Origin of the sequence: Ferruginibacter sp., from assembly GCF_049840995.1 — a bacterium.
In the GTDB taxonomy this organism is placed as follows: Bacteria; Bacteroidota; Bacteroidia; order Chitinophagales; family Chitinophagaceae; genus Ferruginibacter.
In genome coordinates this window covers 1,117,376-1,132,711 of the sequence record NZ_JASGIP010000003.1, presented here as the reverse complement: position 1 = coordinate 1,132,711, position 15,336 = coordinate 1,117,376, and the positions used below count along the sequence as shown (strand labels likewise).

Sequence of the window (15,336 nt, the reverse complement as noted above, 5' to 3'; positions counted from 1 at the left end):
TTTAATACAATGAATACACCCGCTGCTCAATTGTAATGATCTCTCCATTAGGTTTTTTGATCTTAATATTTTCAAAAGACACAATCGTGCCTGGTGCACATTGCTGAATAAGTTGGTCAATCGGTTGAAGAGGAGCATTTTCAAGTGCTGTTTTAACTGCTTTGGGAAATGCTGCGCCTGCAAAATATACTGTAGCACTTATAAATTCGCATCCTGCTGAAACAAATATCTCTTTTTGTTTTTTAAAAATAGCCGCCTCACACCTGGTAAAATGTACATAGCCATATTGAAAATCAGGCTCAGTTCCCTGCGCTACTTTTCCTACTTTAACAACAAGCCAATTACCATGCATTAATTTAGCCGCAGGGGTTTTCAGCAATGTTCTAAATTCTATAACATCATTTCCCCTGCAGGAATCCAATAACCCTTTCACCGGGGAAAGATCTTCGCTAAATATAGTACGCTCTATCGGAACTTTAAAACTCGGGCCACTGAAGTAAACTACAGCACTAACAAGGCTATATCCCCCGGTAATTTTTAATTGTTGTTGTTGTCTTAATAATGGAGGGGTAACCAATTTTCCTTTCAGGTCGCCCAAACTAATTTCAGGTTGCGTGGTTTCTTTTTGGGGAAGTCGTAGAACAACCTTTTTGCATATCCCTATTGTATCTTTTGTTGTCTTATTTATTGCATAAAAAACCGCACTGTCCTTAGCTGTAAGATAAATTTCTATTTCATAGTTACCCGTTCTTTCATTAAAAGAAACCGATGAAACATCAGAAACAATTTTTGTATCCGTGTCAAATCCTTTGATCTCAACTGTATTGATTATATCGTGATAGAGCGGTACAGTGATCGAAAAGTTTTTTGCTTTTTGTAACTGCTGTGTAATGCCAGCAAATGGAAAAATTAAGATTGGCAAAAAAGACAATATTATGTGCAGGGTTTTCATTATCCTAATATAATAAAAAAGCACTCAAAAATGAGTGCTTCCCAATAAACTAATAAACCAGTTAACCAAATTATTCCGCTTCCGCCACCACTTCCTTTACTTCGGGTATCATTCTTTTCATCATACCTTCAATACCGGCTTTTAATGTAATGGTGGATGATGGGCAACCGCTGCAGCTTCCCTGCATGGCCAGGTTAACCGTTCCGTTTTCGTAACTTTTAAATTGTATAGCGCCACCGTCCATTTCAACAGCAGGCTTTACATAATTCTCCAGCAATTCCTTGATGCGTTTTACCACATCATCGTCATCTGCATTCACTTCATTGCTGTTGGGCGTTTTCATGGTGGCTACTTCATCTTCATTCACTACTGCCTTACCTTCTTCCAGGTAATCTTTCAGGAATTGTTTGATGGTAGGGATCACATCCTGCCAGTCTTCCATATCGCTTGTTTTTGTAAGCGTTACAAAATTGCTGGCTATAAATACGGCTTTAATGAACGGGAAAGTGAATAATTCCTGTGCCAATGGCGATGGGCCAGCGCTTGCTTCGTCTGCAAAATCAATGCTCTTGCCGGGGTATAATAATTTGTTGGCTACAAACTTCATGGTCTCCGGGTTGGGAGTCATTTCGGTGTAGATACTTACAACGGTGTTTCCTGTCTTTATCATAAAATGATATTTTAATACAATACAAATTTAGCCAAAATTGGGCTGTATTGGGGTTAAAAGGGCATATTTTTCGGATTTCGGAAGTGTGTGGCCCGCAGATAGCGCTGAATACGCAGACTATTACAATTAGCTTTATTTTCTGCGAGATCCCCGTTATCTGCGGGAAAATTCTACTCTATGATCCTAAGTTTGGCATAATTCAGCATGATCTTCTTTTCCCCGTTCAGCTCAAAATTTACGGTAGCAATGGGGTTATGGGCCGAGCCTTCCATTTTCATTACTTCGCCAAAGCCAAATTTCTGGTGCTCCACTTTCTGGCCGGCCTGTAAATTACTGGTGTCGCTGGCCACAAAATCGGCCGAAGGCGTATGTTCCACCGTTTTATTGGCGGGCTTGGGTGCTATATAACCAGGAGTGGACGGTTTGCTCGGGGGTGCACCATATTTTTTTTCGGCCTGGGCTGCTGCTGAGGACCGGCCCCATGCATTGCCGCCGCCGCCCATACCGCGGTTCATTCTTTCAAAAGCAACACCGCTGTTGCCTGTATTTCTTACACCGCCGCCGGCATAGCTTTTATCTAGGTATTGTTCCGGTATCTCTTCCAAAAAGCGGCTGCTATCGTTTTGCTGCAGCTGCCCAAAGCGATAGCGTGCATTCGCATACGTTAGCCACAGTTTATGTTTGGCCCTTGTTATGGCCACGTAAAACAAGCGGCGTTCTTCTTCCAGTTCTTCCCGGGTATTAATGCTCATGGCGTTGGGAAAAAGCGTTTCTTCCAGTCCGCCAACAAATACCACCGGGAACTCCAACCCTTTTGCCGCATGTATCGTCATCAGTTTTACCACATCGCTTTCGCCTTTATCGTCATCATCTGCATCGGTCAGTAAAACGATCTGTTGTAAATATCCACCCAGGCTTTTATCGCCCACTTCGCCGTCTTCTTCGTTCATTGGTGTTTCGGTAAACTCTTTTATAGAGTTCAGCAATTCCTGTACGTTCTCGTAACGGGCAAGGCCCTCGGTGGTTTTATCGTTGAATAATTCTTTTACAATATTGGTGCTTTTGCCCACCAGCACGGCTACATCATACGCATTCTTTTTCGTGAGTTCACTTTGAAACATCTGTATCATCGTTACAAAGTTGTCGATAGCTTCCAGCGTACCGGATTTATAACCATACATGGCTGCATTGCGAAAGATATCCCACAATGTCAGGTTGCTTTCATTGGCATATAATACAGCTTTATCCACTGTTGTTTTACCAATGCCACGTACCGGGTAATTGATAATACGCTTCAATGCTTCTTCATCTCTAGGGTTTACCACCACTCTTAAGTAAGCAATAAAATCCTTTACCTCTTTGCGTTGGTAAAAGCTCATGCCGCCATAAATACGATAGGCAATACCCATTCTTCTCAACGCTTCTTCAAAACTTCGGCTCTGTGCATTGGTGCGGTAGAGGATCGCAAAATCTTTATTGAAATAATGATTGCGCAGTTTTTGTTCCTGTATGGTATCGGCCACCGTTTTGCCTTCGTCGTTATCCGTCATGGTACGCACCAGGCGAATCTTTTCCCCTTCACTGTTATCGGTGAATAATCTTTTTTCTATCTGGTTCTTATTATTGGCAATTACTTCGTTGGCCACATGCAGTATGCTTTTGGTACTGCGGTAATTCTGCTCCAGCTTCACCACTTTCACTTCGTCATAATCTTTTTGAAACTGCAGAATATTTTCGATAGTAGCGCCGCGGAAGCTGTAAATACTTTGCGCATCATCACCCACCACGCAAACATTTTCGTGCATGGCGCCCAATAACTTTATGATCTCGTACTGCGCCGTATTCGTATCCTGGTACTCATCTATCATGATGTATTTGAACTTGCGCTGGTATTTGCTTAAACTATCCGGGTTGTTCTTTAAAAGGATATACATTTTAAACAACAGGTCGTCAAAATCCATCGCACCGTTCTTAAAACAACGTTTTACATACGCATCATAAATTTGCCCAATGGCAGGGCGGTTGGCCCTTGCGTCTTCCTGTTGCAGGGCCCAGTCGTTGATATATTCTGCCGGGCCAATCAAAGCGTTTTTAGCCGCCGATATACGGTTGTACACCACGTTGGGCTTATAATGCTTATCATCCAGGTCCATTTCGTTGATCACCGTTTTCACCACGCTTTTGGCATCGTCGGTATCGTAAATCGTAAAGTTGTTGGGGTAGCCGATCTTATTGGCTTCGGCCCTTAATATCCTGGCAAATACACTGTGAAAAGTGCCGATGTATAAATTCCTTGCTTCGGTATTGCCCAGCACTTTTTCCACTCTCTCCTTCATTTCGGCGGCGGCTTTGTTCGTAAACGTAAGCGCCAGTATATTAAAGCTGTCGATATGATGATAGCCCATCAGGTGGGCAATACGTGTGGTAAGCACTTTTGTTTTTCCGCTGCCGGCTCCGGCAATGATCATAATGGGGCCGTCTTTGTGTTCAACCGCTTCCCGCTGGGGACCGTTCAGTTCGTCTAAATATTTGGGCATGGTACAAAGTTACGAAAGGGAAAATTGGGGCGGAGGGGTGTGAGGAAATAAATAAATTTTGTACCCTTTCAACCATTTTCCCCGAGCAGAGAAAATGGTCAGGAAAAAGCTGAATGCAAAATAAATACCTTTATTGCATGGAACATTTATTGTTATTGCACGGTGCCATTGGCACCAAAGACCAGTTATCACCACTGGCCGATGCACTGAAAGATCGATACACCGTTCATACCATCAGCTTCTGTGGTCATGGTGGTGCTCCTTTTGCGGAAGAACCTTTTTCAATGGAGCTGTTTGCAAATGATGTACTGCAATACCTGCAACGCAATAAAATTGAGCAGGTGAATATATTTGGTTACAGCATGGGTGGTTATGTAGCCTTGTATCTTGCCAAACATCATCCACACTTGATCAACAAAGTGATAACGCTTGCCACTAAATTTTACTGGGATGAAAACATTGCTGCCAAAGAAATTAAAATGCTGGATGCAGCAACCATCGAAGAAAAGATACCGGCATTTGCTGCACAGTTACAACAACGACACGGCCTGCAAAACTGGAAACCGCTCTTAGAAAAGACCGCCGCACTTTTAACTTCGCTGGGAAAAAATAATGTGCTTAATGCTGAAGATTACAGCACCATCAATAATCCTGCTTTAGTATTACTGGGCGACAGGGATAAAATGATCACACTCGAAGAAACCATTGCCGTATATACTGCATTGCCCAATGCCCGCATGGGTATGTTGCCCAACACCGCACATCCTATTGAAAAAGTGCATGTGGAACTGTTGTCGTTTTTAATTACACAATTCCTGGGTGGTTAGCAGCAACCATTGGTGTAAAATTTGTTGGGGCAACATGCTGGCTTTTTATCTTAGCAGCATAAAATAAAGCTTTGCAGCACATCGAATTCTTTCATATCGATCATTTTGAGCACAACTACCATCGTGTAAAGCCTGCAAAGGAACTGGAGGGTTTCATCGATTTTTTTTGGGAAACAAAATTTGACGAACTATTGAAAGATCATCCAAAGGGGTTTTCGGATGCGCTGTTTCCCAATATCGGTTATACTTACCTTATCAACCTGGGCACGCCGTTCATCATGCAGGTGGATGAAAAGAAGTTCAGCATGAAGACCGATGGCTTTTTGCCCCGTAATAAAGCCATTGAATGTTATCACCGCAGTGGTAATAAATTATTTGGCATCAAGTTTAAAATATCACCTATTATTTTTAAAACAAAGGTCAACTTTGCCGAGTACCGGGAATATATTTACCCTTTAAGTTACCTGATGGAGCAGCCGGTGATCGACAAGGTAAAAAGAGCCGCTACTTTTGAAGAACGCATTGATATTTTAAACCATTATTTTCTTTCCCTCATTAAAACCTATTCCGGCAGCTGGGAAGCCATCCGCATTGTTTCTGAAATTCTGCAGCATTGTGATACCCATAATGATTTTACCACTTCCATTGAAGATTTTGCTGCACGCTACAACATTTCTGCACGAACCCTGCACCGGTATTTTGAAGCCACTACCAGCCTCAGCAGTAAAAAGGCTTTGCAGGTGTTACGCATCCGCAAGGCCGTGCAGCAGCTGGCGCATGCGCCCCAAAGTTTTCATTTTGAGCAATATGGTTATTACGATTACAGCCATTTTTGCAAACACTTAAAACAATTCTTACAAAAGAATACCATTGCCGGTTTAAAACCACATTTGCAGTTGCTGCAAAAAATGCATGCTTTAAAATAATTTTTTTCCTGCTGACATAGGGCTGTCACTACCCCAAAGTTTCTTTGTATCACAAATCAAAAAAACTTACAACTATGTCACAGATCGCAGCATTTCAAAAAGAACTGGAAAGAGAAGCATTGACCGCACGGAAAATGCTTTCCATTATTCCCAATGACAAATACGATTGGAAACCGCACGAAAAAAGCATGACCATCAAAGCTTTGTCTACTCACCTGGCAGATATTTTTTCCTGGTTCAATATGGTATTGAACAGCAGTGAACTGGATTTTGCTAAAAACCCGTACCAGCCGGATGATATCAATGATACCGCGGCATTAATGAACCTTTTTGAAAAGAAACTGGTGGAAGGCCGCACCGCTCTTGCTAATGGTAAAGACAGTCAGTTGACTGATAACTGGACGCTCCGCAACGGCGAAACCATTTACAGCACCGAGCCTAAGTATGAGGTGATAAGAATGTGTTTCGGGCAGATGATCCATCACCGGGCGCAACTGGGTGTATACCTGCGCCTGCTGAATGTGCCTATTCCCGGCAGTTACGGGCCCAGCGCAGATGATATGAATTTTTAAACCAACCGCAGTCGTTAAAGTATAGCGACTGTGATTTACAAGCCGGAACCTCCGGGTTTCGGTTTGTTTTTTGTTACTTTATTTTGTTGAACTAAAAATCATTGTATGCAACAGCACCTGGTAGTATCTCAATCCGTTAATGTAAAGGCTTCGGTGGAGCAGGTATGGAAAGTATTGACCGAGCCCGCCTTTATTGCAGAATATCTTTTTGGCACCGAAACCGTTACCGACTGGAAAGTGGGCAGCGACATTATTTTCCAGGGCGCTTATGGCGATAATAAAGAATTCTCTTACCGCGATAAAGGCGTTATTCTTGAAAATGTGCCTTATAAAAAACTGAGTTATAGTTATTGGAGTGGCTTTTCGGGATTAGAAGACAAACCGGAGAATTATGCCACCGTAACTTATACCATCGATAAAATTGATGCAGATAACAGCATATTCACCTGGACACAAAAGGGCTATGCCACCGAAGAAGGTTACCAGCATTCGCTCCAGGGTATGACCTCCTTCCTCGAACAAATAAAAACCATTATGGAGCGATAATATGCAGAACGATGATCTGTCGGTGTAAATCATCCTCTTCCTAAAGATCTGCGTTCCCCTGCTCCGCCGCAGGCGGCTCACATTTTATTCATCATATCTCGTATGTATTCCTGTTCAAACCCTCTCTGTAACAGGAAATCCTGCAGCTTTCTTTTTTTAATAAAAATGTTCTTCTCGCTTTTTAAGGTTTTCAGTTTATCATCAAGAAGCTTTTGCAGTGTTGCAAAATAGTCGGTATCATTAATTTGCTGCAGGGCTTTTTTTATACAATAGGCCGATACCTGCTTTTGCTTTAAAGCATGGGCGATCTTTACCTTGCCCCATTTTTTGGTGCGGAAATGCCCGCCTGCAAACTGCGTGGCAAAGCGCTCTTCATTCAGGTAATTCTCTTCTATCAATGTGCTGATGATTCTGTTCCACTTCGGCCTTGTTCAGCCCGAAACCATATAGCTTATCCTTTACATCGCTGTGGCTGCGCTCCTGGTAGCTGCAGTAATGTTTTGCACGGGGTAATGCCTGTAGAGGGGTAAGTTTTGGAGGGTTCATTGCAGTGCAAAAATAGCCAGCTAAACACAAAATGCCGCTTTAATAACAATATTGATTAGTTATTCACAACCCCGTTAATTTTTATTCTCTTCATTACAATCAATCTTTTATCTTTGAAGCTATAATATATACAATTTATGAAGTTTATCGTTTCCTCAGCGGCCTTGCTTAAACAGTTGCAGCAGATCAGTGGTGTTATTAATGCCAACACGGTTTTACCCATCCTGGAAGACTTTTTGTTTGAAATAGAAAAAAATAAACTCACTGTTGTGGCCACCGACCTGGAAACGGTTATGAAAGTGCACCTGGATATTGAAGCGAAAGACAGCGGTAAGGTTTGTATACCTGCCAAGATATTGATGGACTCATTAAAAAATATTCCTGAGCAGCCTTTGACTTTTAATATCGACAAGAATTTTGGCGTAGAGATCACCAGCGATAATGGTAAGTACAAAGTAATGGGCGAAAACCCCGATAACTTTCCTAAAGAACCCGCTGCTGATGATGCCAACAACTTTACCATGACCTCCACAGCACTGGTAACTGCTATCAACAAAGCCATCTTCGCGGTAAGTAATGATGATCTGCGTCCTGCAATGACCGGTGTGTTCTTTGAACTGGATAAAAAAGGCATCACATTCGTGGCCACCGATGCTCACCGTTTGGTGCGCTTTACACGTACAGATGTAAGCTGCCCTAAAAAAGATTCTTTCATCGTTCCTAAAAAGCCATTGAGCCTGCTTAAAGGTTCGTTGCCTGATAATGAAGATGAACTGAGCATCAGCTATAACAGCAATCATCTTTTTGTAAAGCATGGCGGTACCGAACTGGTGTGCCGTTTGATAGATGCCCGTTTCCCTGATTATAAAGTGGTGATACCTGCGGACAATCCTTATAAAATGACCATCAGCAAATCCGATTTTCAAAATGCCCTGCGTCGTGTAAGTGTGTTCAGTAACAAAAGCACTAACCAGGTGGCATTAAGCATCAGCGGCAGCGAACTGCAGCTGGCTGCACAGGATGTGGATTTTAGTTTTGAAGGTAACGAACGCATGGCCTGCCAGTACGATGGTGAAGACCTGCAGATCGCTTTCAACGCTAAATTCCTGATTGAAATGCTGAATGGCGCCGATACACCCGAGGTGAATATGGAATTGAGCACCCCCACCAAGGCCGGTATCATTAAACCAACCGAGCAGGCAGATAACGAACAGTTATTGATGCTGGTAATGCCATTGATGTTGAATAATTAAAACCCTCTCTAAAGGAGTCCTGCGGACCGCCCCTCAAGGGGAACTTTTGCGGAGAGTAAAATAATATTTTTGAAACCGAGGTATAAAACCTCGGTTTTTCATTTTAATACTAACTCCGTAATCCTGCCTTTCTTCTTTTTTATATAGCGGTAAATGATCCATTCTGCAATCAGTAAATTAAGCGTCCAGCCCAGCCACGCAATAATGCGGTAGCGATCCATCGGGTGAATATCGGTGAAGGCTGCCAGCAACACTTTCCAAATCCTTAAACTTATTGCAGATAGTGTGAGCGCAAAACTGCGGATCATAAAAATGCGGTGCTGCGCAAATTGTTTTTTGATGGCTTTGTATAAAGCAAGGGCTGTAAACAATATCCATAATACGGAAAGCATTACAAAACCAATTCTTGAACTAATGCCGCCATTGGCATAAAAGCTCATGAGTAAACCTGCCGGGCCCGTTACCATTAAAATATCAATAACGTATACATAACCGAGTGTGCGGTGAAGTCTGGGCTTTTGTCTTAATAATTTTTTAGAGAACTGTGTAAAGCCTGCCAATAAAACCAGCAGGCTACTGAATACGTGTACAAAAAAAGCAATGCGCCAGGATGTAATGTGAATGTATTGCTGCTTCAGTTGTAAAAACGCTACATCTGTTTGCATAGGGATATAAACATAAATGATCCGCAGCATCAGGAACGAAAAAAATGCCAGTACCAGCAATAGTAAACCCGGTAATATGTTTTTGTGTGTTGCGATCAAAAATTGTATTTTACATAAAATAAGCTACCATGAAAATTAAAGTTCTTTTCCCGGTTTTACTGCTTTGCATTGCAGCATCCTGCAATTCATCCGGGGGTAAAGATAAAAAAAGCGATGCCTCCAATATTGCAGATGCGTTACTTGCACCCACTTTAAAGATACTGGGTTCTTTTGTAGGCGATTTTGGCGATAATAAAATTACACTGCTCATTACCAAAGCAAGCGGCGATACTATTGAAGGCAGGAGCGTGGTAGGCGGCAACGACAGACCCTTCAGCGGCACGTTTAAGAACACCGGCGATGTATACGCCATTACTGCCAGCGAACCCGGCGATGATAAATACGACGGCGTTTTCAACATCAGCATAGATGTTACTAAACCCGATGTAATTACCGGCAGCTGGACACCCAATAAACCCGGCGAAAACCTGGCGGCAAAAAGATTTACCCTGGAACGAAAAGCCTTCCGTTACCTGCAGGATGTAGGCATGTATCCCGATGCCAGTAAAAGATTACTGAAAGAAGCAGACGTGGAAAATTTAATGAAGCCCGAACTGCAGCAGATGCGCAACGAGATATTTGCCCGCCATGGCTATTGCTTTAAAAAGAAAGACCTCCGCGAAGAATTTGAAAATAAAGACTGGTATATCCCCAATACAGTTGATGTAAAAAAAGATCTGACTGAAATAGAAAAGAAAAACATCGCCCTCATTAAAAAATACGAAAAGTATGCCGAGGATTATGGAGATGATTTTGGAAGATAAAAGGAAATAGTATGGCATTTAAACAAATTGCTTCTTTCGATAATTATATGTTGGCTAATATCACCCTCGGCATGCTCGAGGAAAATTATATCAATTGTCATTTAAAAGATGAGAACATTGTTACCATCAATCCTTTGCTGAACCCTGCTGTTGGCGGAATAAAACTGATGGTGGAAGAATCGCAGGCAGAAAGGGCTGTAAGCCTGATAAAAGAAGCCGAAGCCGCTTATCTTAATGAAATTATTTGTCCTTATTGTAAACAAGCGGGTTTAGTTGCCGAAGAAGAGATCAACAATCCGCAAAGCTTCTGGGGTAAATTAAAGAACCAGGTAGCTTACGGTCAAACATCCACTTACAGTAAAAAATACCGTTGCCAACATTGTAAAAGCCTGATGGATGAATTGCCTGCAAGCTTTTAAAATCCTTTAACTATCCACCAATAACCGCACACTCATTCACTATTCTCCGTATCATTTCTTTTTTCCATCTTGCACAGCAAAATAAAAAACCGTGCAAAAATTATTCTTCCTGTTCCTTGTTGCCTGTTCATTAACAGTACAATCGCAATCTGTTTATTATGCTGCTGCAAAAACCGGTATCAGCTTGCGGGAGGCGCCCAATGCCAACGCAAAAGTGCTGGAAAAGATCGCTTATGGCGAAAAGTTGGTAACAGTTGCCGATACCAGTTCTTCCAAACCGATAGTTACCGAAGGCTTCAATGGTTTTTGGTGGAAGGTAAAATACAATAACAAAGAAGGCTACGTGGTAAGCACGTATTTATTAAGCATGGCGCCGCCCAAGGCAGGTGTAAAAACATTGAAGGATTATTTCAAGCAGGTTTCCGCTCCGTTGGGCGCTCCGCTGGTAATAAAAAAATCGGATGCTGCATTGAACGAAATGGGTGAATCATCTATCACCAAGCAATTATTTAAAAACGGTATGGAATGGCATGATGCGCAGGGTTACGAAACCGGCAGTGAAGTATATATGCTGCCCGACTTTACAATAGAACAATGTTTTTTATTACTCCGCATACTCAATCAGTATCCCGGTTTGATCGGCGAAAAAGATGCTTTCCCCACCAAAAAAACAAAAACAACCAGTGCCACCGGCGAAAAGATCATGGATGTTGAAAAAGGAGATAATTTTCCCGGTGAAATTAAAAGAGTAAAGATCAGCAGCTCCGATGCGGTGATCACCGACTTTGAGATCTTTATGCTGGATAACCAGGCGGTTATTTATTATAATGCAGGGGTGTAGTTCATCGAAATTTTATTTCGATCACAGTACATCGAAATTACAATTTCGATATACTACTGCTGTTGTTGCTGCTGCACTTTTTGCATATACCTCCTGAACGAATTGCCATTATCTTCATTGGTAAGCAAGGCCTCATTCACAGCCTGTGGTGTAAGTATGGCAGCTTCTTCGCTGGCCACCAACCCATCTTCGTACGAAACAGAAACGCCCACTTCCAGTGTTTGTTTAGCCGTGCCTTTATAAGTGCCTTTTACAGGTGAGCAATCATTAAAATTTCTGCCAATCGCCAGGCGCACATGCAGGTCGTTCACTATGCAGTTGTTGGTAGGGTCAATACCCAGCCAGCCATAAAAAGGAATATAAGCTTCTACCCAGGCATGCGTAGCACCTACACCACGCAGGCTGTTATCGTGCGGGCACACATAACCACTAACATAACGGGCAGGGATACACAGTAATCGCAACATCACCAGCAGCATGTGTGCAAAATCCTGGCACACGCCGGCTTTCAGCTCCCATATCTCGTCCAGCGTGGTTTCTACGGTAGTAATACCCTTTATGTATTTAAAGTTATTGTATACATATTCGTTCAATTGTTGTACCGCGGTAAACACCGAAACGGTTTTATAAAAACCGGCGTCTGCAATTTTTTTCACCCCAGGTAATGCTTTAAAACTTTCCTGTTTTAAAAAATCAATAAAGGGTACTACAAATTTTATTTCATCCAGGTGTGCCCATTGTGCAGCAGTAGGCTGATCGTCTGTTGGCAGCGGCCTTGGCCTCGTAACAACAGAGATGGTGGAATCGATCCGCATTTCCGTATGCGGTGCAATATTCATGAACGAACCAATTTCATTGCCATAGTAATCCTTGAACACTTCCATAAAAGGTTCGCCGGTAATAAATATTTTCTGGCTCAGTACATCCTGGTAACCATCTTTTAATGGATACAGCATTACCTGGTTGGCGCTGTCCCTCACCGGTTCGGGATAAGTGTACTTAGTGGCGTGGTGTATAATGAATTTGGGCATATGCGATTTTTTGCGTGAGTCGTGAGACGTCAGTCGTGAGTAAAAACCTTCCTGTTAATAGACCCACTCAGGTTTTAGCTGTGTGCAAAATAATTTTCGTTCAATGTATTTCCTATCTGGAAAAGGGCCGATTTTGTTTCTGTTAAAAAATGATGCAGTCCTTCGTATATGATCGCATCCGGTGTAGAGAATTTTATTTTGCTCTGCAACTTGCCGATCATAAAATCCACCTGGTTAAAAGCAACAATACTGCTTTCATTTTTCAACCGGCCAAAATAAGTGTGCAAGCGGTTCACCGAATAGATCACCGAGCGGGGAAAATTTTCATTCAGAATGATCTGCTCCATCACGTTCTTGGCACCAAAACCACTGCGGTAAGTCTTTAAATACAATTCGTACCCGGAAATAGACATCAGCAGGTACTTCCAGTACGTGGTATCCGCCGGTTTATCCAGTTCGTAATTCAGATCGCTGAATTTGATATCCAGTATATCGGCCGATTGTATGGCCCGTTCCAGGAATTTGCCGATATTGATAAAAGAGTTGCCTTCGCCCCTGGCCATGGTAACATCTGTGGTGCCAAAGTATAAAAGCCCTTGCTTAATCAGTGTATCCAGTACCGTTATAGGGTCTTCCCTTTGTAAAAGTTCCACCAGTTTTTCCTGCCGCATAATGTGGTAGAATTCGTTCAGGCACTGCCACATTTCTTTGGTGATATGATCCTGTACACTACGCCCGTTTTCCCGGGCCTGTGTTACAATATTCAATACCGAATTGGGATTGTCCTTATCCGTAACCATAAACTGCAGCACAGCCCTGGTATTATTGGCCAGCGCAGCCGCTTCATCATCTTTTAAAAAAGTAAAGATGCGCAGCACCGGCTTCCACGAAAACTCCTGTATATCATCCTGTGATGAGGCATAGTTGATCTTAAGCATCCTTAAAATACCATCCGCTCTTTCCATGTAGCGGCTCATCCAGTATAAACTATCGGCAACTCTACTTAGCATCTTTTTATTGGGCCCGCAGATTTCGCTGAAGGCGCTGATTGGGTTTTATTTTTACTTAATTATATTTATTGATTCGCTTCTGCGATATCCGCGTAATCTGTGGGTATCACTCCGCTTAATGAGTCCGTAGATTTTACTAAAGACACTGATTGGGTTTTAATTTTAGTTACTTAGTTATGTTTTTTAGATTCGCTTCTGCGATATCCGCGTAATCTGCGGGCATCACTCCGCCAGCACCCAAGTGTCCTTACTGCCGCCACCCTGCGATGAATTCACCACCAGCGAACCTTCCTTCAATGCCACCCTGGTTAAACCTCCGGGCACAATTTCAATACCTCCCGGGCCGCACAAAGCATAAGGCCGCAGGTCAACACGGCGTGCTTTCAGCGTACCATTCATGTAGCAGGGGCTGCTCGATAAACTGATAATGGGCTGCGCAATGAATTCCCTCGGGTTGCTCATCACTTCCTTTTTATACTCCTCAATTTCTTTTTCGGTAGATGCATTGCCCATCAGCATACCATAGCCACCGCTGGCGTTGGTTTTTTTGATCACCATGCGTTCAATATTTTTAAACACATGTTCTCTTTCTTCGTCTTTGCCTAACTGGTAGGTGGGCACATTTTTAAGCAGAGGTTCTTCATTCAAGTAATAGCGTATCATGGCAGGCACAAATGTGTAAATGGCTTTATCATCGGCCACACCATTGCCCACTGCATTTACTATAGCCACATTGCCCTTACGGTAAGCGCTCATTATACCCGCCACACCCAATACGCTGGAAGGATCAAATACCAGCGGATCCAGGAAATCATCATCCACCCTGCGGTAAATAACATCCACCTGCTGCAGGCCCGCCGTGGTCTTCATATACACTTTGTGATTATCCACCACCAGGTCCCTCCCTTCCACCAGCTCCACACCCATCAGCCTTGCCAGCGTGGTATGCTCAAAATAAGCAGAGTTATAGATGCCCGGTGTTAATAATACTATTGTTGGGTTATAGATCTGCCTGGGCGAAAGTGATACCAGGTTGCGGTGCAGTATATTGGGGTATTCCGTAACTGTACGCACATTGTTCTGCGGTAACAGATCCGGGAAAATGCGTTTGGTGATCTCCCTGTTCTCCAGCATATAACTAACGCCACTGGGTGTACGCAGGTTATCTTCCAAAATATAAAAAGAGCCATCGCTGTCCCTTATCAGGTCAATACCCGAAATGTGCACGTAAATATCATAAGGCACAGGAAAGTTATGCATCTCTCTTAAATAATGCGGACAGCTGTAGATCATTTGCGCCGGTATCACACCATCTTTAAGGATGAACTGGTTGCTGTAAATATCCTTTAAAAAAAGGTTCAGCGCTCTCAGCCTTTGCTTGATGCCTTTTTCAATAAAATCCCATTCGGGTGCAGTAATAATGCGGGGAATGATATCAAAGGGGAATATCTTTTCAATACCTTCTCCACTGCTGTATACGGTAAAAGTAATACCCTGGCTCATAAAAAGCCTTTTGGCCAGTTCTTCTTTTTTGTTCAGCTCATCAATGGAAAGTTGCTGCAGAAAGTCCAGTGCCTTTTTATACTGTTCCCTTACAGATGCATCTTTGTACATCTCATCCCAGGTATTGGCATCTACCAAATACGATTGCACCAGTTCGCTTGCTTGCATAACAGTT

At 42.7% G+C, this 15,336-nt stretch carries 17 protein-coding genes; 8 read left to right on the top strand and 9 right to left on the bottom strand.

The window, feature by feature from the left end:
* Window position 1: 1 nt before the first annotated feature.
* The 3 genes from QM738_RS06705 to QM738_RS06695 form a co-directional block, all read right to left on the bottom strand.
* The gene (locus QM738_RS06705) at window positions 2-952 is read right to left on the bottom strand and encodes a hypothetical protein (RefSeq protein WP_462275907.1); all 951 of its coding nucleotides are present in this window, start codon (window positions 950-952) and stop codon (window positions 2-4) included.
* 70 nt (window positions 953-1,022) lie between these two features.
* A complete protein-coding gene (locus tag QM738_RS06700) occupies window positions 1,023-1,622 on the bottom strand; it encodes a NifU family protein (protein ID WP_462275906.1) in 600 nt (199 codons plus the stop codon).
* 170 nt (window positions 1,623-1,792) lie between these two features.
* A complete protein-coding gene (locus tag QM738_RS06695) occupies window positions 1,793-4,159 on the bottom strand; it encodes an ATP-dependent helicase (RefSeq protein ID WP_462275905.1) in 2,367 nt (788 codons plus the stop codon).
* Between the two features lie 137 nt (window positions 4,160-4,296).
* Between QM738_RS06695 and QM738_RS06690 the strand changes: the two genes are divergently transcribed.
* The 4 genes from QM738_RS06690 to QM738_RS06675 all read left to right on the top strand — a co-directional run bounded on the left by QM738_RS06690 (window position 4,297) and on the right by QM738_RS06675 (window position 7,030).
* Complete coding sequence (locus tag QM738_RS06690; RefSeq protein WP_462275904.1) at window positions 4,297-4,986, top strand: alpha/beta fold hydrolase; 690 nt, start codon at window positions 4,297-4,299, stop codon at window positions 4,984-4,986.
* 71 nt (window positions 4,987-5,057) lie between these two features.
* Window positions 5,058-5,912 carry a helix-turn-helix transcriptional regulator gene (locus tag QM738_RS06685; RefSeq protein WP_462275903.1) on the top strand — a complete coding sequence of 285 codons (855 nt, stop codon included), beginning with the start codon at window positions 5,058-5,060 and terminating at the stop codon, window positions 5,910-5,912.
* A gap of 74 nt (window positions 5,913-5,986) precedes the next feature.
* On the top strand, window positions 5,987-6,484 hold the full coding sequence (locus tag QM738_RS06680; protein ID WP_462275902.1) for a DinB family protein: 498 nt from the start codon (window positions 5,987-5,989) through the stop codon (window positions 6,482-6,484).
* Window positions 6,485-6,589: 105 nt separating this feature from the next.
* Entirely contained in the window at window positions 6,590-7,030 is a 441-nt protein-coding gene (locus tag QM738_RS06675) for an SRPBCC domain-containing protein (RefSeq protein WP_462275901.1), read from the top strand.
* A 77-nt stretch (window positions 7,031-7,107) separates the two neighbouring features.
* On the opposite strand, the gene QM738_RS06670 is transcribed toward QM738_RS06675, so the two are convergent.
* Both QM738_RS06670 and QM738_RS06665 read right to left on the bottom strand, forming a co-directional pair.
* Window positions 7,108-7,428, bottom strand: a complete 321-nt coding sequence (locus QM738_RS06670; RefSeq protein ID WP_462275900.1) for a regulatory protein RecX — start codon at window positions 7,426-7,428, stop codon at window positions 7,108-7,110.
* Entirely contained in the window at window positions 7,403-7,576 is a 174-nt protein-coding gene (locus QM738_RS06665; RefSeq protein ID WP_462275899.1) for a hypothetical protein, read from the bottom strand. The genes QM738_RS06670 and QM738_RS06665 overlap by 26 nt, the downstream gene beginning before the upstream one ends.
* A 137-nt stretch (window positions 7,577-7,713) precedes the next feature.
* Here QM738_RS06665 and dnaN point away from each other — a divergent pair, with 137 nt between their 5' ends.
* Window positions 7,714-8,829 carry a DNA polymerase III subunit beta gene (dnaN, locus tag QM738_RS06660; protein ID WP_462275898.1) on the top strand — a complete coding sequence of 372 codons (1,116 nt, stop codon included), beginning with the start codon at window positions 7,714-7,716 and terminating at the stop codon, window positions 8,827-8,829.
* Between the two features lie 98 nt (window positions 8,830-8,927).
* Here the strand turns inward: dnaN and QM738_RS06655 are convergent, their stop codons facing one another.
* Window positions 8,928-9,593, bottom strand: coding sequence for a DUF2306 domain-containing protein (locus tag QM738_RS06655; RefSeq protein WP_462275897.1), 666 nt, complete (start codon window positions 9,591-9,593; stop codon window positions 8,928-8,930).
* Between the two features lie 29 nt (window positions 9,594-9,622).
* Here QM738_RS06655 and QM738_RS06650 point away from each other — a divergent pair, with 29 nt between their 5' ends.
* The 3 genes from QM738_RS06650 (at window position 9,623) to QM738_RS06640 (ending at window position 11,617) form a co-directional block, all read left to right on the top strand.
* A complete protein-coding gene (locus QM738_RS06650) occupies window positions 9,623-10,357 on the top strand; it encodes a YARHG domain-containing protein (protein WP_462275896.1) in 735 nt (244 codons plus the stop codon).
* 11 nt (window positions 10,358-10,368) lie between these two features.
* Entirely contained in the window at window positions 10,369-10,776 is a 408-nt protein-coding gene (locus QM738_RS06645) for a putative signal transducing protein (protein WP_462275895.1), read from the top strand.
* A gap of 91 nt (window positions 10,777-10,867) precedes the next feature.
* Window positions 10,868-11,617 carry an SH3 domain-containing protein gene (locus QM738_RS06640; protein WP_462275894.1) on the top strand — a complete coding sequence of 250 codons (750 nt, stop codon included), beginning with the start codon at window positions 10,868-10,870 and terminating at the stop codon, window positions 11,615-11,617.
* 53 nt (window positions 11,618-11,670) lie between these two features.
* On the opposite strand, the gene QM738_RS06635 is transcribed toward QM738_RS06640, so the two are convergent.
* The 3 genes from QM738_RS06635 to QM738_RS06625 all read right to left on the bottom strand — a co-directional run bounded on the left by QM738_RS06635 (window position 11,671) and on the right by QM738_RS06625 (window position 15,329).
* The gene (locus QM738_RS06635; RefSeq protein WP_462275893.1) at window positions 11,671-12,648 is read right to left on the bottom strand and encodes a transglutaminase family protein; all 978 of its coding nucleotides are present in this window, start codon (window positions 12,646-12,648) and stop codon (window positions 11,671-11,673) included.
* Window positions 12,649-12,722: 74 nt separating this feature from the next.
* Window positions 12,723-13,658 carry an alpha-E domain-containing protein gene (locus QM738_RS06630; protein WP_462275892.1) on the bottom strand — a complete coding sequence of 312 codons (936 nt, stop codon included), beginning with the start codon at window positions 13,656-13,658 and terminating at the stop codon, window positions 12,723-12,725.
* 222 nt (window positions 13,659-13,880) lie between these two features.
* Complete coding sequence (locus tag QM738_RS06625; RefSeq protein WP_462275891.1) at window positions 13,881-15,329, bottom strand: circularly permuted type 2 ATP-grasp protein; 1,449 nt, start codon at window positions 15,327-15,329, stop codon at window positions 13,881-13,883.
* Window positions 15,330-15,336 lie beyond the last annotated feature (7 nt).